15 protein-coding genes are annotated in these 17,801 nt (G+C 66.7%); 11 read left to right on the top strand and 4 right to left on the bottom strand.

Annotated elements, in window-relative coordinates; translation table 11 throughout:
* Positions 1–214 precede the first annotated feature (214 nt).
* Positions 215–1,477, bottom strand: coding sequence for an SGNH/GDSL hydrolase family protein (locus EX20_RS05425; protein ID WP_034192907.1), 1,263 nt, complete (start codon positions 1,475–1,477; stop codon positions 215–217).
* Between the two features lie 203 nt (positions 1,478–1,680).
* On the opposite strand from EX20_RS05425, the gene paaA reads away from it, so the two are divergent.
* The 8 genes from paaA (at position 1,681) to EX20_RS05465 (ending at position 7,982) form a co-directional block, all read left to right on the top strand.
* A complete protein-coding gene (paaA, locus tag EX20_RS05430) occupies positions 1,681–2,679 on the top strand; it encodes a 1,2-phenylacetyl-CoA epoxidase subunit PaaA (RefSeq protein WP_034192908.1) in 999 nt (332 codons plus the stop codon).
* A gap of 35 nt (positions 2,680–2,714) precedes the next feature.
* A complete protein-coding gene (paaB, locus tag EX20_RS05435) occupies positions 2,715–2,999 on the top strand; it encodes a 1,2-phenylacetyl-CoA epoxidase subunit PaaB (RefSeq protein ID WP_006752453.1) in 285 nt (94 codons plus the stop codon).
* A 10-nt stretch (positions 3,000–3,009) separates the two neighbouring features.
* Positions 3,010–3,813, top strand: a complete 804-nt coding sequence (paaC, locus tag EX20_RS05440) for a 1,2-phenylacetyl-CoA epoxidase subunit PaaC (protein ID WP_034192909.1) — start codon at positions 3,010–3,012, stop codon at positions 3,811–3,813.
* Positions 3,814–3,847: 34 nt separating this feature from the next.
* Positions 3,848–4,417 (top strand): 1,2-phenylacetyl-CoA epoxidase subunit PaaD, encoded by a 570-nt coding sequence (gene paaD, locus EX20_RS05445; RefSeq protein WP_034192910.1) that lies wholly within the window; start codon positions 3,848–3,850, stop codon positions 4,415–4,417.
* Between the two features lie 2 nt (positions 4,418–4,419).
* Positions 4,420–5,508, top strand: a complete 1,089-nt coding sequence (paaE, locus tag EX20_RS05450; RefSeq protein WP_034192911.1) for a 1,2-phenylacetyl-CoA epoxidase subunit PaaE — start codon at positions 4,420–4,422, stop codon at positions 5,506–5,508.
* A gap of 129 nt (positions 5,509–5,637) precedes the next feature.
* The gene (locus tag EX20_RS05455) at positions 5,638–6,453 is read left to right on the top strand and encodes a DUF1835 domain-containing protein (protein ID WP_034192912.1); all 816 of its coding nucleotides are present in this window, start codon (positions 5,638–5,640) and stop codon (positions 6,451–6,453) included.
* A 41-nt stretch (positions 6,454–6,494) separates the two neighbouring features.
* Positions 6,495–7,100 carry a TetR/AcrR family transcriptional regulator gene (locus EX20_RS05460; protein ID WP_011882988.1) on the top strand — a complete coding sequence of 202 codons (606 nt, stop codon included), beginning with the start codon at positions 6,495–6,497 and terminating at the stop codon, positions 7,098–7,100.
* Between the two features lie 234 nt (positions 7,101–7,334).
* Entirely contained in the window at positions 7,335–7,982 is a 648-nt protein-coding gene (locus EX20_RS05465; RefSeq protein WP_011882987.1) for a GNAT family N-acetyltransferase, read from the top strand.
* Positions 7,983–8,049: 67 nt separating this feature from the next.
* Here EX20_RS05465 and EX20_RS05470 read toward each other — a convergent pair whose 3' ends face one another.
* Positions 8,050–8,574, bottom strand: a complete 525-nt coding sequence (locus EX20_RS05470) for an Lrp/AsnC family transcriptional regulator (RefSeq protein ID WP_034192913.1) — start codon at positions 8,572–8,574, stop codon at positions 8,050–8,052.
* A 213-nt stretch (positions 8,575–8,787) separates the two neighbouring features.
* On the opposite strand from EX20_RS05470, the gene hppD reads away from it, so the two are divergent.
* Positions 8,788–9,885, top strand: coding sequence for a 4-hydroxyphenylpyruvate dioxygenase (hppD, locus tag EX20_RS05475; protein WP_034193022.1), 1,098 nt, complete (start codon positions 8,788–8,790; stop codon positions 9,883–9,885).
* 111 nt (positions 9,886–9,996) lie between these two features.
* Here hppD and EX20_RS05480 read toward each other — a convergent pair whose 3' ends face one another.
* Positions 9,997–10,188, bottom strand: coding sequence for a hypothetical protein (locus EX20_RS05480; protein WP_014722271.1), 192 nt, complete (start codon positions 10,186–10,188; stop codon positions 9,997–9,999).
* Positions 10,189–10,507: 319 nt separating this feature from the next.
* Here EX20_RS05480 and EX20_RS05485 point away from each other — a divergent pair, with 319 nt between their 5' ends.
* A complete protein-coding gene (locus EX20_RS05485; RefSeq protein ID WP_034192914.1) occupies positions 10,508–14,098 on the top strand; it encodes an indolepyruvate ferredoxin oxidoreductase family protein in 3,591 nt (1,196 codons plus the stop codon).
* A 93-nt stretch (positions 14,099–14,191) separates the two neighbouring features.
* On the opposite strand, the gene EX20_RS05490 is transcribed toward EX20_RS05485, so the two are convergent.
* Positions 14,192–16,462, bottom strand: a complete 2,271-nt coding sequence (locus EX20_RS05490; protein WP_011882982.1) for an NADP-dependent malic enzyme — start codon at positions 16,460–16,462, stop codon at positions 14,192–14,194.
* Between the two features lie 457 nt (positions 16,463–16,919).
* Between EX20_RS05490 and EX20_RS05495 the strand changes: the two genes are divergently transcribed.
* Complete coding sequence (locus EX20_RS05495) at positions 16,920–17,606, top strand: orotate phosphoribosyltransferase (protein WP_006752465.1); 687 nt, start codon at positions 16,920–16,922, stop codon at positions 17,604–17,606.
* Positions 17,607–17,801 lie beyond the last annotated feature (195 nt).

The following is a 17,801-nucleotide window of genomic DNA, read 5'->3' on the forward strand; positions in this document are numbered from 1 at the left end:
CCCCAACCGCACCGCTTCCCTTCTTCTCCCGCGCCGCGTTTCCGGTAGCGCGAAAGAGGCGTGATTCTATGCACCCGCCCCTCGCAATGCAACCCCTTTTGTGAAAATATTTTGAAAAAGCCTCGCACGCTGCCGCGTGCGGGGCTCAGGCTAGACCGGCAATACCTCCGCGCCGCGTCGTTCTCTATATATAGATAGAGTAAGTGCAGGCAACTCAGTTACCGCGCACCGCCACCCGCAGTTGCTCCAACGGCACGGCGTCGGCCATCGCCGTGTAGCCGGCGTCGCTCGGATGAATCCCGTCGCCGCTGTCATAGCGGCGCTGCAGCACGCTCGGGCGCGCCGGGTCGCGCAGCGCCGCATCGAAGTCCACCACGCCGTCGAACCCGCCGCCGCTGCGGATCCACCGGTTCACCTCCAGCCGGGTCGCCTCGCGCGCGGCCGGCAGCGCGGCCGGCGTCAGCGTCGCGCCGAAAACCTTCACGCCCCGGCGATGCGCGGCGTCGATCAACCGCCGATATCCGTCGATCAACGACGCGGCCGTAACCTGCGTGTGCGGGCTGTCACAGTCGAGCCCCGCACGCGCCGGCATCGCCGCGAAGTTGATGTCGTTGATGCCGATCAGCACGATCGCTGCCTTCACGCCCGAGCGCGACAGCGCATCGCGCTCGTACCGTGCCGCCAGCGACGTGCCGTAGCACGCGGAATCGCTCAGCAACCGGTTGCCGCTGATGCCGAGATTCACGACGCCGACCGAATCCGAGCCCGCAGCCGCCAGCCTGCGCGCGAGCGCATCCGGCCAGCGGTGGTTGCGGTTCAGGCTCGAGCGCAGCCCGTCGGTAATCGAATCGCCGATCGCCGCGACGCTGGCCCGTGCGGAGCCGTCCTCGACGGCCAGTTCCGTCACCCACGCGTACTGCGTGAAGCGGGTTCGGAACGCGCGAGCGTCGGCGTCGGTTACGTAGTCGCCGGGCGACGACACGTAGTTGACCTGGTTCGACACCCGGTGCCACACCGTCATCCGCTGGCGCGCGCCCATCTGCAAACTGATCGCATACGGTCGCCCGGACGTCACGTCGATAGTCACCGGATCGCTTTCGAGTTCCTGGCCCGGCGCGAGCGTCACCGCCGCCCGTCCGCCGAAGCGCACCGCGGCTGCACCACCCGCAAGCGCCGCACCGTCGCCCGCCGGCGCCAGGCTCGCCGCGTCGATCTCGAGCGGCGCATGCCCGTACGCGTTGCTCACGCGGATTCGCGCGGCCCGCCCCGATACCGTCGGGTAGACGATCTGCCGGATCGTACGACCGGCCACGTCCGGCGCGCGGTAGAGCGGCGGCGGCGCAGCGAGGTCGGGGATCGGCTGCAACGCGGTCGCCCACGCGGCAACCCATCCGCCCGGTGCGGCGGACGCCGCAACCGGCGACAGGAATACGGACGCGCCCACCAGCGCCGCGACGAAACCACTTCGAAATGACATCGGCGAAATCCTCTTCGGAAAGCGGGAATTGTGCCGCAGAACCGGCTCCCGTCACGCAGCGCACCATAAATCGGACGCAATCCCCTCTCGCCGCGACACCTGTCGTTTACCCGCATCTCGCCGTGAATCCATGCAAAATATATTAACCGACCGGTCGGTTGGTTTATACTTTGCGCACAATCAACCGGACGAGAATCTCCGCCATGTACACGCAATCCCTCGACATCCCCGGCAACGTCGCGCCGCTCGACGCCGCAGCCGAGTCACCCGAGCAAGCGCGGTTCGACGCGGTCATGGCCGCGGACGGCAAGGTCGAACCGCAGGACTGGATGCCCGACGCCTATCGCAAGACGCTGATCCGGCAAATCTCGCAGCATGCGCACTCGGAAGTCGTCGGCATGCTGCCGGAAGGCAACTGGATCTCGCGCGCGCCGAGCCTGAAGCGCAAGGCGATCCTGCTCGCGAAAGTACAGGACGAAGCCGGCCACGGCCTTTATCTATATAGCGCGGTCGAAACGCTCGGCGTGTCGCGCGAATCGCTGATCGACGCGCTGCACGCCGGCAAGGCGAAATATTCGAGCATCTTCAACTACCCGACGCCGACCTGGGCCGACGTCGGCGTGATCGGCTGGCTCGTCGACGGCGCCGCCATCATGAACCAGATTCCGCTGTGCCGCTGCACCTACGGCCCGTATGCGCGCGCCATGATCCGCGTGTGCAAGGAGGAATCGTTCCATCAGCGGCAGGGCTTCGATGCGCTGCTGTCGATGATGAAGGGCACCGACGCGCAGCGCGGGATGGTTCAGCAGGCGGTGGACCGCTGGTGGTGGCCGGTGCTGATGATGTTCGGCCCGAGCGATGCCGATTCGGTCCACAGCAACCAGTCCGCGAAGTGGGGCATCAAGCGGATCTCGAACGACGACCTGCGGCAGAAGTTCGTCGACGCGACCGTCGAGCAGGCCAAGGTGCTCGGCGTCACGCTGCCCGACCCCGACCTCAAGTGGAACGACGCGCGCGGCCACTACGACTACGGCGCGATCGACTGGGATGAATTCTGGCGCGTCGTCAACGGCGACGGCCCGTGCAACAAGGAACGCCTCGCGACCCGCGTGAAGGCGCACGCGGACGGCGCATGGGTGCGCGAAGCCGCGCTCGCGCACGAAGCGAAGCGCCGCGCCCGCGCCGAACAGCACGCCGCCTGAGCGGCACCATCGAATACAGGAATCAGGAGAGAGTGATGAACAAGGAATGGCCGATCTGGGAAGTGTTCGTGCGCAGCAAGCAGGGGCTCGACCACAAGCATTGCGGCAGCCTGCACGCGGCAGACGCGTCGATGGCGCTGCGCATGGCGCGCGACGTCTACACGCGCCGCCAGGAAGGCGTAAGCATCTGGGTGGTGCCGTCGTCGGCGATCACCGCGTCGGATCCGGCCGAAAAGGCCGAGCTGTTCGAACCGGCGGGCGACAAGATCTACCGCCATCCGACGTTCTACACGCTGCCCGACGAAGTCAACCACATGTAACGCCCGCGCCATGACGATCACGCCCGAACACCTCTCCTACGTGCTGCGCCTCGCGGACAATGCGCTGATCCTCGGTCAGCGCAACGCCGAATGGTGCGGCCACGGCCCGATCCTCGAGGAAGACATCGCGCTCACCAACATGAGTCTCGACCTGATCGGCCAGGCCCGCATGCTGTACACGCACGCAGCCGAGCTCGAGCGCCAGCTCAACGGCGCGGCGAAGACGGAGGACGATTACGCGTACTTCCGCACCGAACGCGAGTTCGCGAACTTCACGCTCGTCGAGCTGCCGCACTACGGCCCGCTCGCCGGCACCGCGCACGCCGACAAGGACTACGCGGTGACGATCGTGCGCAACTTCCTCTACACGACGCTGATGCTGCACGTGTGGACCGCGCTCGAAACCTCGACGGACGCGCAACTCGCGGCGATCGCCGCGAAATCGGTGAAGGAGACGCGCTATCACGTGCAGCACGCGCGCGAATGGCTGGTGCGCCTCGGCGACGGCACCGACGAATCGCATCGCCGCGCCCAGGCCGCGCTCGACTATCTGCTGCCGTACACGCGCGAGTTCTTCGTCGCGGACGCAATCGACGCCGCCGCCGTCGCCCAGGGCCTCGGCCCGGCCGCGGCCGCGCTCGAGACCGCGTGGCGCGCGGACGTGGACGATGCGCTCGCCGAAGCGACGCTCGTGCCGCCCGCGCCCGTGCAGCACGTGACGACCGGCAAGCACGGCGAGCACTCGGAGCACATGGGCTACCTGCTCGCCGAAATGCAGAGCCTCGCGCGCCAGCATCCCGGCGCGAGCTGGTAAGCGGCCGCCGCGCCCCACCGAACGGAGCCCGACGATGTCCGCCCAGACTGCCGCCCCCGCCCATGCCGACGCCGCGCCCGCCGCGCAGCGCGACGATCCGTTGCTCGCACGCGCGTGGGACGTGCTCGAGGCCGTGCCCGATCCCGAAATCCCGGTCGTATCGATTCGCGAGCTCGGCATCCTGCGCGACGTCCGCCGCGCGCACGATGGCCTGCTCGAGGTCGTGATCACGCCGACCTACTCGGGCTGCCCGGCGATGTCGCAAATCGCCGAGGACATCGCGGCCGCGCTGCAGGCGGCCGGCCTGCCGCCGCACCGGATCGAGACGGTGCTCGCGCCCGCCTGGACGACCGACTGGATCACGCAGGAAGCGCGCGACAAGCTGCGCGCGTACGGCATCGCGCCGCCCGTCGGCCAGTGCGGCAGCGCCGCGCCGCGCGAGCAGGTCGTGCGCTTCGTGCCGCGTCCCGTCGCCGCGCCCGTGTGCCCGCGCTGCGGCTCCACGCGCACCGAACGACTCGCGCAATTTGCGTCCACGGCCTGCAAGGCGCTGTATCGCTGCGTCGACTGCCGCGAACCCTTCGACTACTTCAAACCTTACTGATCATGGCGACCCCGCAATTCCACCCGCTGCGTATCCGCGACGTGCGCCCCGAAACCGCCGACGCCGTCACCGTCTCCTTCGACGTGCCGCCCGAGCTGCGCGACGCGTACCGCTTCACGCAGGGCCAGTTCGTCACGCTGAAGACGCACATCGACGGCGAGGAAACGCGCCGTTCGTATTCGATCTGCGTCGGCACGACCGACTACGACCGCGACGGCGAGCTGCGCATCGGCATCAAGCGGGTGCGCGGCGGCCGCTTCTCGAACTTCGCGTTCGACACGCTGAAGCCGGGCCACACGATCGACGTGATGACGCCGGACGGCCGCTTCTTCACGCACCTGAACGCCGACCACGGCAAGCAGTACGTCGCGTTCTCGGGCGGCTCCGGCATCACGCCGGTGCTGGCCATCGTGAAGACCACGCTCGAGCTCGAGCCGCGCAGCACGTTCACGCTGATCTACGGCAACCGCAGCGTCGACGCGATCATGTTCGCGGAAGAGCTGGAGGACCTGAAGAACCGCTTCATGAACCGCTTCGTGCTGTATCACGTGCTGTCGGACGATCAGCAGGACGTCGAGCTGTTCAACGGCGTGCTCGACCAGGCGAAATGCGCGGACTTCCTCGCGACGCTGATGCCGGCCGACGCGATCGACGAAGCGTTCATCTGCGGCCCCGCGCCGATGATGGATGCGGCCGAGGCCGCGCTGAAGGCCGCGGGCGTGCCGCGGGAGAAGGTGCACGTCGAGCGCTTCGGCACGCCGCTGCCGCAAGCCGGCGCGCCGGTCGTCGAGATCACCGAGCAGACGCCGGCCGCGGACCTCGAAATCGTCCTCGACGGCAAGAAGCGCAAGCTGCGCTTGCCGTACGAAGGCGTGAGCCTGCTCGACGTCGGGCTGCGCGCGGGCCTCGCACTGCCGTACGCGTGCAAGGGCGGCGTGTGCTGCACGTGCCGCGCGAAGGTGGTCGAAGGCGAGGTGCGGATGGACAAGAACTACACGCTCGACGAGCGCGAAGTGAAGGACGGCTTCGTGCTGACGTGCCAGTGTCATCCGGTCAGCGACAAGGTCGTCGTGAGTTTCGACGAGCGTTGAGCGGCGTCGCACCGGCGCGCCGCGCCGGTTTCTCGCCGTCACACATCTCGCTTACACTAGGGGCCGCCGGCCGGTCGGACGTCGCAACGTCCGGCCGGCCGGCGGTTTTCTTTTGTTGACCACAGGCCGATGAGTACCATTCACGTGATTCAAGGCGGCAGCGCCGCCGAGTCGCTGCGCGACGCGCTCGCGCAAGCGGGACGCGACGAGCACGTCGTCGGATTGCTCGACGATCTCGCGGTCGGCCCCTTGCAGGGCGTCGACGAGACGCCGGACACACGCGCCGCGTTCTGGCAGCACGTGCTCGGCGACCAGATTCCCGACTGGCACGCGCAGATCGAAGCCGAGCTGGCCCGGCTCGACGCGCTCGCGGCGGACTCCGGCCAGGTGGTCGTCTGGCATGCGCCGAGCGTCGGTGACAAGCTGCTGCTGCGCCGCGTCGCCTATCATCTGCGCAACGTGCCGCAGCGGCTGAACGAAGTGCGGATGTCACCGGCCGATCTCGATGCACCGGCCCGCGCGGCGCTGACGCGCACCGATCAGGCGTGCGCGACCGGGATGTTCCCGCCGGCGGCGTTCGCCCGCAAACGCCCGGTGGCCGCGCCGATCTCGGTGCTGCGCATCGGCCGGCTCGCGCTCGAATGGCAGGAGGCGAAGCACCTGAACGCGGAATTGCGCTACTGGGTCAGCAACACGATCAAGAGCGGGCACTACACCGACCTCGACGCGCTGATCCTCGCGCATGCCGAAGCCGGCTGGCAACCCGCGCGGCGGCTCGTCGGCAGCGTCATGGCCGGCGCCGACCGCGGCGGGCTGTTCGTCAGCGATTCGATCGCGTGGTGGCGCTGCCGCGAACTGGCGGCAGCGGGCCGCCTCGAGCTGCAGGACGACGCGCCGGCCGCCCTCTCTTCCACGCAGGTGCGCGCGGCAGCCGCCGCCCGCTAACGTCCTGCATCTCCCTCTTTCGTCCCCTTTCGCATTCCACCATGGCCCGTACCCGAGCGCCCGACCACGAATCCCAGCGCGAGCAGATCCTCGATCTCGCCGCCGAGAAATTTGCGCAGACGAGCTATCCGAGCACGTCGATGTCCGATCTGGCGACCGCGAGCGGCACGTCGAAGGCCCGCCTCTATCACTACTACGAGAGCAAGGAAGCGATCCTGTTCGACCTGCTCGATCGCTACACGAAGCGGCTGATGCTGATCATCGCCGAGGTCGAAGGCGCGAGCCAGCGGCGCGGGCTCAGCGAGCGCGACGCATTCGCCGAGCTCGTGCGCGCGTTCCTCGCCGAGTATGAGACGTCGCACAGCCGCCACGTGGCGCTGCTCAACGACGTCAAGTATCTGGAGGACGCACAGCGCGAGATCGTGCTCGATCGCCAGCGCGATATCGTCGCGGCGTTCGCGCGCCAGCTCGCACGCGCGTATCCCGACCGGATCTCGAAGGAAAACCAGACGTCGGTCACGATGATGGTGTTCGGGATGATCAACTGGACCTTCACGTGGCTGAAGCCCGGCGGCCGCCTGGGCTACCGCGACTTCGCCGAACAGGTGATCGACCTGATGGAGCGCGGGCTGTCCGGCACGGCATGATTGCCGCGCGGCAGCATGCGGTGCGCGGCCGTCACACTGCGACAGGCGGCCGCGCGTTTCATATGATGAATTTTCAATCCTTTAAAAATCAAATAGATACGCAGCGAACTAAGCGGATTTAGAATTCCCCCTCGGCACGAACACGGCGAAATACGGGTTTTCCCCAACCCACTCAGGTAGAATGCTGCTGCATCGCACAAGTCGCTTGTGCAGCTACACACTGAGGAACCCACGATGAACACGCAATCCGACCGCCGTGCCGATGCTGTCGGCAACGCCGGGACTGCGCCGGTTCTCGTCAGGGAACTGGCTTCCAAAGACCGTGAGCGCATGCTCACTCACTTTCTCTCGCTCGACGAAGAGGACCGCCTGCTGCGCTTCGGCCAGATGGTGCCCGACCACGTGATCGAGAACTATGTCCGTACGATCGATTTCGGTCGCGATACCGTATTCGGCGTGTTCGACCATGCGCTCGAACTGATCGGCGTCGGCCATCTGGCGTACCTGCCGGCCGACGGCGACAAGCGCACGGCCGAATTCGGCGTGTCGGTGCTGGAACGCGCGCGGGGTTGCGGCGTCGGCTCGAAGCTGTTCGAGCGCGCGGCGATCCGCAGCCGCAATACCCACGTGACGATGCTGTACATGCATTGCCTGTCGCGCAACGCGACGATGATGCACATCGCGAAGAAATCCGGGATGCGGATCGAATATGCCTACGGCGAAGCCGATGCATATCTGTCGCTGCCGCCGGCCGACCACTCGACGATCCTCGCCGAGATGCTGCAGGAGCAGGCCGCGGTGTTCGACTATGCGCTGAAGCGCCAGGCGCACCGCACGTCGAAGTTCATCGAATCGATGATGCCCGCCGCGCTGACGGCGTAACGCATCGGCCGGCCGCGCCGCCCTGCGGGGCTGCGCGGCCGGCACACTTCCCCACTTCCTCCGCGCGCTAGCGCACCGACCGGATCGGCAACGCGGTCGTCTCCTTGAAGCATTCGAGCGAGAAGCTCGTCTTCACGTCGATAACCGACGGATGGTGCAGCAGATGCTCCTGCACGAAGCGGGAGAAATGCGCCATGTCCTCGACCTGCACCCGCAGCAGGTAATCCATGTCGCCCGTCATCGCATGGCACGCCACCACCTCCGGCCAGGTCTGCACCGCCGCGCGGAACAGCTCCGCGTGGGTCGCGCCCGCGCGCGCCGACGTCTCGTCGCCGCGGGCCGGCGCCAGGCCGCCGCGCTTCTCGAGCCGCACGCTGACGTACGCGAGCAGGTCGAGCCCGAGCTTCTGCGGGTCGAGCAGCGCGACATAGCCGGTGATCACCCCGATCTCCTCGAGCCGCCGGATTCGCCGCAGGCACGGGCTCGGCGACAGGTTCACGCGCTCGGCGAGCTCCTGATTCGACAGGCGGCCGTTTTCCTGAACGATCGCGAGAATCCGCCGATCGATGGCGTCCAATTCGACGAGCGCCATTTTCTGCCCTCCGTTCGTGATATTGAGGCTGGAAATTGCGCCATCGTAGGCACCTGCGATTAAGTTCGCAAGTTTTCGCTCGTGGCTGCCCGCTACACTCTGTCGCAGGTATCGATCGCGTTGTGCGCGCCCGCCGCGCGCGCCGCGTTCGACGTGAACCGGGCCGGCGCCGCGCATCGCCCGGCCGATCGCCAAGCAGACAGGAGACAAGGCATGCAGATTCCCAACTGGGACAACCCCATCGGCACCGACGGCTTCGAATTCATCGAATACACGGCGCCGGATCCGAAAGCGCTCGGACAGCTGTTCGAGCGGATGGGTTTCACCGCGATCGCGCGCCATCGCCACAAGGACGTGACGCTCTACCGTCAGGGCGACATCAACTTCATCATCAACGCCGAGCCGGATTCGTTCGCGCAGCGCTTCGCGCGCCTGCACGGCCCGTCGATCTGCGCGATCGCGTTCCGCGTGCAGGACGCCGCGAAAGCGTACCGGCACGCGCTCGAACTCGGCGCGTGGGGCTTCGACAACAAGACGGGTCCGATGGAGCTGAACATTCCGGCGATCAAGGGCATCGGCGATTCGCTGATCTATTTCGTCGACCGCTGGCGCGGCAAGAACGGCGCGCAGCCGGGCGCGATCGGCGACATCAGCATCTATGACGTCGACTTCGAGCCGATTCCCGGCGCGAACCCGAACCCGGTCGGCCACGGCCTCACTTATATCGACCACCTGACGCACAACGTGCATCGCGGCCGCATGCAGGAATGGGCGGAATTCTACGAACGCCTGTTCAACTTCCGCGAAGTGCGTTACTTCGACATCGAAGGCAAGGTCACCGGCGTGAAGTCGAAGGCGATGACGTCGCCGTGCGGCAAGATCCGGATCCCGATCAACGAGGAAGGCTCGGACACGGCCGGCCAGATCCAGGAATATCTGGACGCGTACCACGGCGAAGGCATCCAGCACATCGCGCTCGGCACGAACGACATCTACGGCGCCGTCGACGGGCTGCGCGGCAAGGGCGTGAAGCTGCTCGACACGATCGATACGTATTACGAGCTGGTCGATCGTCGCGTGCCGAACCACGGCGAATCGCTGGACGAACTGAAGAAGCGCAAGATCCTGATCGACGGCGCGCGCGACGACCTGCTGCTGCAGATCTTCACCGAGAACCAGATCGGCCCGATCTTCTTCGAGATCATCCAGCGCAAGGGCAATCAGGGCTTCGGCGAAGGCAACTTCAAGGCGTTGTTCGAATCGATCGAGCTCGATCAGATCCGTCGCGGCGTGGTGCAGGACAAAGCCTGACGCACCGGCCTCCTGCCCCGCGGCCGCACAGGAAAAAGGGCGGGAATCTTGCGATTCCCGCCCTTTTGTCGTCTTGCTCCAGCGGCGCGGCCGGACGGCCGCGCGAGCGGATCAACGCGCGTTCGCCTTACGTGCGGCGCGCGCCGCGGCCGGCTGCGCATCGGCGTCCTGCTGCGGCGCGACGTGGCGCAGCTGCGCACCGACGCTCGCCAGTGCGCTCGCACCTTGCGCGCGCACCGGGCCGGTCATCGCGAAAAAGGCCGCGGACACGATCAGGAAACTCTGGATATGGCGTGTGTTCATTGCACCTCCTTTAAAACTGCCGGCGCCTCCCCGGTTGCATCGGAGCAAACCGACACGGCCGGGCACCTCCGGCAGGCCGACAAGATTAACGGCGTTTGCACGAAGATGGGGACGGCTTTACATGCTTTTACATGATGTAACGCAATGCCGCGTGCAACTTCATTGCCTTGCGGCGGCACGGCCGGCGCTGGGCGGCGGGTTTATCCCAGTGCTACCATCACTTAAAACCGGCCAATATGCCGGCCACTGCCGACACGTTCACAAGACGTCGACGCAATCGAAGCTTTGGTGATCCCAAACTGGGTGGAGGAGACTGTTAATGAATGCCCCGCTAGACGCAGGCCAACGCGCGTCGCTTGAAGCCGCGCTGAAGTCCGTCACGCTTGACGACAAATACACGCTCGAACGCGGCCGCGCGTACATGAGCGGCATCCAGGCGCTCGTCCGGCTGCCGATGCTACAGCAGGAGCGCGACCGCGCCGCCGGCCTGAACACGGCCGGCTTCATCTCCGGCTACCGCGGCTCGCCGCTCGGCGGCCTCGACCTCTCGCTCTGGAAGGCCAAGCAGCATCTCGCCGCGCACCAGATCGTGTTCCAGCCCGGCCTGAACGAAGATCTCGCCGCCACCGCCGTGTGGGGCTCCCAGCAGGTGAACCTGTACCCCGGCGCGAAGTACGACGGCGTATTCGGCATGTGGTACGGCAAAGGCCCGGGCGTCGACCGCACCGGCGACGTGTTCAAGCATGCGAACTCGGCCGGCTCGTCCGCGCACGGCGGCGTGCTCGTGCTCGCCGGCGACGATCACGCCGCGAAATCCTCGACGCTCGCGCATCAGTCGGAACACATCTTCAAGGCCTGCGGGCTGCCGGTGCTGTTTCCGTCCAACGTGCAGGAATATCTCGACTTCGGCCTGCACGGCTGGGCGATGAGCCGCTACTCGGGGCTGTGGGTCGCGCTCAAGTGCGTGACGGACGTCGTCGAATCGTCGGCATCGGTCGACATCGACCCGCATCGCACCGACATCGTGCTGCCGACCGACTTCGTGCTGCCGGAAGGCGGCCTGAACATCCGCTGGCCGGACCCGCCGCTCGTGCAGGAAGCGCGGTTGCTCGACTACAAGTGGTACGCGGCGCTCGCGTACGTGCGCGCGAACAAGCTCGATCGGATCGAGATCGACTCGCCGAATGCCCGCTTCGGGATCATGACGGCCGGCAAGGCCTACCTCGACGTGCGTCAGGCGCTGACCGACCTCGGCCTCGACGACGACACCTGCGCGCGGATCGGCATCCGCCTGTACAAGGTCGGCTGTGTGTGGCCACTCGAAGCGCAGGGCGCGCAGGCGTTCGCGCGCGGCCTCGACGAAATCCTGGTCGTCGAGGAAAAGCGCCAGATCCTCGAATACGCGATCAAGGAAGAGCTGTACAACTGGCCCGACGCGCAGCGCCCGCGCGTGTTCGGCAAGTTCGACGAAAAGGACGGCGCCGGCGGCGAATGGTCGGTGCCGATGGGCAACTGGCTGCTGCCCGCGCATTACGAGCTGTCGCCCGCGATCATCGCGAAGGCGATCGCGACGCGCCTCGACAAGTTCGAGCTGCCGTCCGACGTGCGCGCGCGCATCGCCGCGCGGCTCGCGGTGATCAACGCGAAGGAAATGGCGCTCGCGAAGCCGCACGTGCAGACCGAACGCAAGCCGTGGTTCTGCTCGGGCTGCCCGCACAACACGTCGACCAACGTGCCGGAAGGCTCGCGCGCGATCGCCGGGATCGGCTGCCATTACATGACGGTCTGGATGGACCGCAACACGAGCACCTTCAGCCAGATGGGCGGCGAAGGCGTGCCGTGGATCGGCCAGGCGCCGTTTACCGACGAGAAGCACGTGTTCGCGAACCTCGGCGACGGCACCTACTTCCACTCGGGCCTGCTGGCGGTGCGCGCGGCGATCTCGTCGAAGGCGAACATCACCTACAAGATCCTCTACAACGACGCGGTCGCGATGACGGGCGGCCAGCCGGTCGACGGCGTGCTGACGGTGCCGCAGATCACGCACCAGCTCGCGTCCGAAGGCGCGAAGCGGATCGTGATCGTCACCGACGAGCCGGAAAAGTACGACAGCCAGAAGGCGCTGCTCGCGCCCGGCGTGACGGTCCATCACCGCGACCAGCTCGACGACGTGCAGCGCGAGTTGCGCGAGATCGCAGGCACGACGATCCTGATCTACGACCAGACCTGCGCGACCGAGAAGCGCCGTCGCCGCAAGCGCGGCACGTATCCCGACCCGGCGAAGCGCGTCGTGATCAACGATGCGGTATGCGAAGGCTGCGGCGACTGCTCGGTGAAGTCGAACTGCCTGTCGGTCGAGCCGCTCGAAACGGAATTCGGCACGAAGCGCCAGATCAATCAGTCGAGCTGCAACAAGGATTTCTCCTGTGTGAAGGGGTTCTGCCCGAGCTTCGTCACGGTCGAAGGCGGCCAGTTGAAGAAGCCGAAGGCGGTGGCCGTCGACGGCGGCGCGCTGCCGCCGATCCCGGAGCCGGCGCTGCCGGCGATCGACCGCGCCTACGGCGTGCTCGTGACCGGCGTGGGCGGCACCGGCGTCGTCACGATCGGCGCACTGCTCGGGATGGCCGCGCACCTGGAGAACAAGGGCGTGACCGTGCTCGACGTCACCGGCCTCGCGCAGAAGGGCGGCGCGGTGATGAGCCACGTGCAGATCTCGCATGCGCCGACCGACATCCATGCGACGCGGATCGCGATGGGCGAGGCCGACCTCGTGATCGGCTGCGACGCGATCGTCACGGCCGGCGACGAATGCACGTCGCGGATGCGGCGCGATGCGACGCGCGTCGTCGTGAACAGCGCGCAAACGCCGACCGCCGAGTTCATCAAGAACCCGAACTGGACGTTCCCGGGCTTGTCGGCCGAGAACGACATTCGCGCGGCGGCCGGCGAAGCCGTCGACTTCATCGACGCGAACCGCTTCGCGGTCGCGCTGCTCGGCGATGCGATCTACACGAACCCGTTCGTGCTCGGCTACGCGTGGCAGAAAGGCTGGCTGCCGCTCACGCTGGCGTCGCTCGAACGGGCGATCGAGCTGAACGCGGTGTCGGTCGAGAAGAACCGCGCCGCATTCGACTGGGGCCGCCGCGCGGCGCACGACCTGGCGAGCGTGAAGCAGGCGGCCGCCGGCGCCGCGGGCGCCGCGCAACGCGCCACCGTGATCGCGCTGCACACGAAGAAGGCGGTCGATGCGCTGATCGCGAAGCGCGTGGAGTTCCTCACCGCTTACCAGAACGCCGCATATGCGGCGCGCTATGCGGCCTTCGTCGACAAGGTGCGCGCGGCCGAACGGGCGCTTGCCGACGGCGACGCCGCGCAGGAGCCGCTGACCGAAGCAGTCGCGCGCAACCTGTTCAAGCTGATGGCGTACAAGGACGAATACGAGGTCGCGCGCCTGCAGTCCGATCCGGCGTTCGTCGCGCGTCTGTCGTCGCAGTTCGAAGGCGACTGGAAGCTGAAATTCCACCTCGCGCCGCCGCTGTTCGCGAAGAAGGACGCGCACGGCCATCTCGTGAAGAAGGCGTACGGCCCGTGGATGCTGTCGGCGTTCCGCCTGCTCGCGAAGGCGAAGTTCCTGCGCGGCACCGGCCTCGATCCGTTCGGACGCACCGAGGAGCGCCGCACCGAGCGTGCGCTGATCGGCGAGTACGAGGCGCTGATCGACGAAGTGCTGGGCCGGCTGAACGCGGCCAACCGCCCGCTCGCGCTCGAGCTGGCCGCGCTGCCGGACGGCATCCGCGGGTTCGGCCACGTGAAGGAGAACAACCTGCGCGCGGTGCGCCAGAAGTGGGATGCGCTGCTGGCGAAGTGGCGCTCACCGGCCGGCGGGCAGTCGCACCAGCAGGTCGCGTAACGGCAGTTCGCAGCAAAAGCGCGAAAAAAAGCCACGGAACCTGCGTTCCGTGGCTTTTTCCATTGCGCGGCGCGCATAAGCGCGCCGGCGACCTTACTTCGTGTTCGCGTTCGCGGCGGCCACGGCGGTCATGTTGATTATCCGGCGCACGGTCGCAGCCGGCGTCAGGATGTGAACCGGCTTCGCGGCGCCGAGCAGGAACGGGCCGACCGTCACGCCGTCCCCGCCGACCATCTTCAGCAGGTTGTACGCGATGTTCGCCGCTTCGACGTTCGGCATGATCAGCAGGTTCGCTTCGCCCGACAGCGTGGTGCCCGGGAACGCAGCCTTGCGGACCGCTTCGGACAGCGCCGCATCGCCATGCATTTCGCCATCGACCTCGAGGTTCGGCGCACGCTCGTTGATCAGCCGGCGGGCTTCGGCCATCCGGCGCGACGACGCCGACGGCGCGCTTCCGAAGTTCGAGTTCGACAGCAGTGCGGCCTTCGGCGTGATGCCGAAGCGCTCGATCTCGCCGGCCGCCTGGATCGTCATGTCGGCGAGCTGCTCGGCGCTCGGCAGCTCGTTCACGTAGGTGTCGCACATGAACAGGTTGCGGCCCGGCAGCATCAGCAGGTTCATCGCCGCGAAATGCTCGGCGCCCTTCGCACGGCCCAGCACCTGCTCGATGAACTTCAGGTGCGTGTGGAACGTGTCGATCATCCCGCAGATCATCCCGTCCGCGTCGCCCAGATGCACGAGCATCGCGCCGATCAGCGTGTTGAACTTGCGCAGCGCCGCCTTCGCGACTTCCGGCGTCACGCCGTCGCGCGCGCCGATCTCGTGGTACGCCTGCCAGTAGCGCTGGTAGCGCGTATCGTCTTCCGGATTCACGATCTCGAAATCGACGCCGGCCTTCAGCTTCGAGCCGATCTTCTCGAGGCGCATCTCGACGACCGACGGCCGGCCGATGATGACCGGCTTCGCGATCTTCTCGAGCAGCACGAATTGCGCGGCACGCAGCACGCGCTCGTCCTCGCCCTCGGCGAACACGATGCGCGCTTCCTTCTTCTTCGCGGTCGCGAATACCGGACGCATCACCATGCCGGTGCGGTAGACGGTCGTGCCGAGTTGCTCGCGGTAGGCGTCCATGTCCTCGATCGGACGGGTCGCGACGCCCGAATCCATCGCGGCCTGCGCGACGGCCGGCGCGATCTTGATGATCAGGCGCGGATCGAACGGCTTCGGAATCAGGTATTCCGGCCCGAACTCGAGCGAGTGGCCTTCATATGCCTTCGCGACTTCCTCGCTCTGGTCGGTTTCCTCGGCCAGTTCGGCGATCGCGCGCACGCATGCGAGCTTCATTTCCTCGGTGATCGTCGTCGCGCCGACGTCCAGCGCGCCGCGGAAGATGAACGGGAAGCACAGCACGTTGTTGACCTGGTTCGGATAGTCCGAACGGCCGGTCGCGACGATCGCGTCCGGGCGCACGGCCTTCGCGTCTTCCGGGCGGATTTCCGGCTCCGGGTTCGCCAGTGCGAGGATCAGCGGCCGGTCGCCCATCGTCTTGACCATGTCCTGCTTCAGCACGCCCGCGCTCGAGCAGCCGAGGAACACGTCCGCGCCGACGATCGCATCGGCGAGCGTGCGCGCGTCGGTGGTCGCCGCATAGCGCTGCTTCGACGGATCGAGATTGCCGCGCCCTTCGTAGATCACGCCCTTCGAGTCGGCCACCAGGATGTTCGTCTTCGTCAGGCCGAGCTTCACGAGCAGGTCCAGACACGCGATCGCGGCCGCGCCGGCGCCCGAGCACACGAGCTTCACGTCGGCGAGCTTCTTGCCGACGACCTTCAGGCCGTTCAGGATCGCGGCCGACGCGATGATCGCGGTGCCGTGCTGGTCGTCGTGGAAGACCGGAATCTTCATGCGCTCGCGCAGCTTCTGCTCGATGTAGAAGCATTCGGGCGCCTTGATGTCCTCGAGGTTGATGCCGCCGAGCGTCGGCTCGAGCATCGCGATCGCCTCGACCAGCTTGTCGGGGTCCGATTCGGACAGTTCGATGTCGAACACGTCGATGCCCGCGAACTTCTTGAACAGGCAGCCCTTGCCCTCCATCACCGGCTTGGCGGCCAGCGGGCCGATGTTGCCGAGGCCGAGCACGGCCGTGCCGTTCGTCACGACGCCGACCAGGTTGCCGCGCGACGTGTATTTCTGCGCGTCGAGCGGATCGGCGTGGATCGCCTCGCACGCGGCGGCGACGCCCGGCGAGTAAGCGAGCGACAGATCGAGCTGGTTCGACAGCGGCTTGGTCGGCGTGACCGAAATCTTGCCGGGCTTCGGGTTCAGGTGATAAGCGAGAGCGGCCTGCTTCAGTTGTTCGTCCATGATTGACCTGCGAGAGACATGCGAAATATTGACGGTTCAGTACACAGCACCAGCGGCCGCATCTGCGTGAATCGAAGAGGTAGTCGACTGCGAGACGGCCCGCGGCACGCCCGGTCGGCGCGCCATCGAACCTCGGCGGGTGGCAACGGGAAAGTACAAAGTACTGAACGATTTCCAAGGGGCGACTAGTGTACACCCGCGCATGCGCCGTGTTGGTGCGCCGCCGCATATGCGCCGTCGATGGACGTTCGATCGATCCCCGGTTGATCCGGCGGCGTCGGCCGCCCGCCCGAACCCGCGAATTCCGCCGAAAACCGGCCTGAATCGGGTAAAATAGCGGGCTACGCGCGCAGCGAAACGATCGGTGTTCCGGTCGTGCCCCGGCCCTTCGGGCGGGTTCCCCTTGCTGCGCCATCGGGCGCGCGCCCGCTCTTCGCTCATCACCCAAGGAATGCCCATGACAGGCTACGATCGTCAGTCGATCTCGGATACGACCGCCAAAATCCTGCTGGAAGTGCAGGCGGTGCACTTCAACGCCGAAAAACCGTTCATCTTCACGTCCGGGTGGGCAAGCCCCGTCTACATCGACTGCCGCAAGCTGATTTCGTATCCGCGCGTGCGCCGTGCGCTGATGGAAATGGCGGAAACGACGATCATGCGCGACGTCGGCTTCGAGCAGATCGACTCGGTGGCGGGCGGCGAGACGGCCGGCATCCCGTTCGCGGCATGGCTCGCGGACCGCATGATGGTGCCGATGCAGTACGTGCGCAAGAAGCCGAAGGGCTTCGGCCGCAACGCGCAGATCGAGGGTCATCTGGAAGAAGGCTCGCGCGTGCTGCTGGTGGAAGACCTGACGACCGACAGCCGCAGCAAGATCAACTTCGTCAACGCGCTGCGCACCGCGGGCGCGACGGTGAACCACTGCTTCGTGCTGTTCCACTACAACATCTTCAAGGAAAGCGTGTCGGTCCTGAAGGACATCGACGTCGACCTGCACGCGCTCGCGACCTGGTGGGACGTGCTGCGCGTCGCGAAGGCGTCGGGCTACTTCGAGACCAAGACGCTCGACGAAGTCGAGAAATTCCTGCACGCGCCGGCCGAGTGGTCGGCGGCGCACGGCGGCGCCACGGCCCCGAAAGAATGACGCCACCCCGGCCACGCTGCCGGCGCCCAGGCTGAAACGGCCGCCCGCGACCTCGCGGGCGGTTTTTTTTCGTCCGTCGATCCAGATCAGCATCGGGCCGCGTCCGCGGCCACGGCATGCATCGCGCATCCAACCCTAATGCTAGACTTGCTCCAGCGCCGCCATCGGCTGCGCGCGCAACCACCTACAACGCCA

It is taken from the genome of Burkholderia sp. WP42 (assembly GCF_000745665.1).
GTDB classification, from domain to species: domain Bacteria; phylum Pseudomonadota; class Gammaproteobacteria; order Burkholderiales; family Burkholderiaceae; genus Burkholderia; species Burkholderia vietnamiensis.

Bases quoted from the DNA above. Each gene is read 5' to 3' on its own strand.
- EX20_RS05495 (WP_006752465.1), top strand. From the start codon at position 16,920: ATGACAGGCTACGATCGTCAGTCGATCTCGGATACGACCGCCAAAATC.
- paaD (WP_034192910.1), top strand. From the start codon at position 3,848: ATGTCCGCCCAGACTGCCGCCCCCGCCCATGCCGACGCCGCGCCCGCC.
- paaE (WP_034192911.1), top strand. From the start codon at position 4,420: ATGGCGACCCCGCAATTCCACCCGCTGCGTATCCGCGACGTGCGCCCC.
- paaC (WP_034192909.1), top strand. From the start codon at position 3,010: ATGACGATCACGCCCGAACACCTCTCCTACGTGCTGCGCCTCGCGGAC.
- EX20_RS05460 (WP_011882988.1), top strand. From the start codon at position 6,495: ATGGCCCGTACCCGAGCGCCCGACCACGAATCCCAGCGCGAGCAGATC.
- EX20_RS05455 (WP_034192912.1), top strand. From the start codon at position 5,638: ATGAGTACCATTCACGTGATTCAAGGCGGCAGCGCCGCCGAGTCGCTG.
- EX20_RS05485 (WP_034192914.1), top strand. From the start codon at position 10,508: ATGAATGCCCCGCTAGACGCAGGCCAACGCGCGTCGCTTGAAGCCGCG.
- paaB (WP_006752453.1), top strand. From the start codon at position 2,715: ATGAACAAGGAATGGCCGATCTGGGAAGTGTTCGTGCGCAGCAAGCAG.
- EX20_RS05470 (WP_034192913.1), bottom strand. From the start codon at position 8,574: ATGGCGCTCGTCGAATTGGACGCCATCGATCGGCGGATTCTCGCGATC.
- EX20_RS05490 (WP_011882982.1), bottom strand. From the start codon at position 16,462: ATGGACGAACAACTGAAGCAGGCCGCTCTCGCTTATCACCTGAACCCG.
- hppD (WP_034193022.1), top strand. From the start codon at position 8,788: ATGCAGATTCCCAACTGGGACAACCCCATCGGCACCGACGGCTTCGAA.
- EX20_RS05480 (WP_014722271.1), bottom strand. From the start codon at position 10,188: ATGAACACACGCCATATCCAGAGTTTCCTGATCGTGTCCGCGGCCTTT.
- paaA (WP_034192908.1), top strand. From the start codon at position 1,681: ATGTACACGCAATCCCTCGACATCCCCGGCAACGTCGCGCCGCTCGAC.
- EX20_RS05425 (WP_034192907.1), bottom strand. From the start codon at position 1,477: ATGTCATTTCGAAGTGGTTTCGTCGCGGCGCTGGTGGGCGCGTCCGTA.
- EX20_RS05465 (WP_011882987.1), top strand. From the start codon at position 7,335: ATGAACACGCAATCCGACCGCCGTGCCGATGCTGTCGGCAACGCCGGG.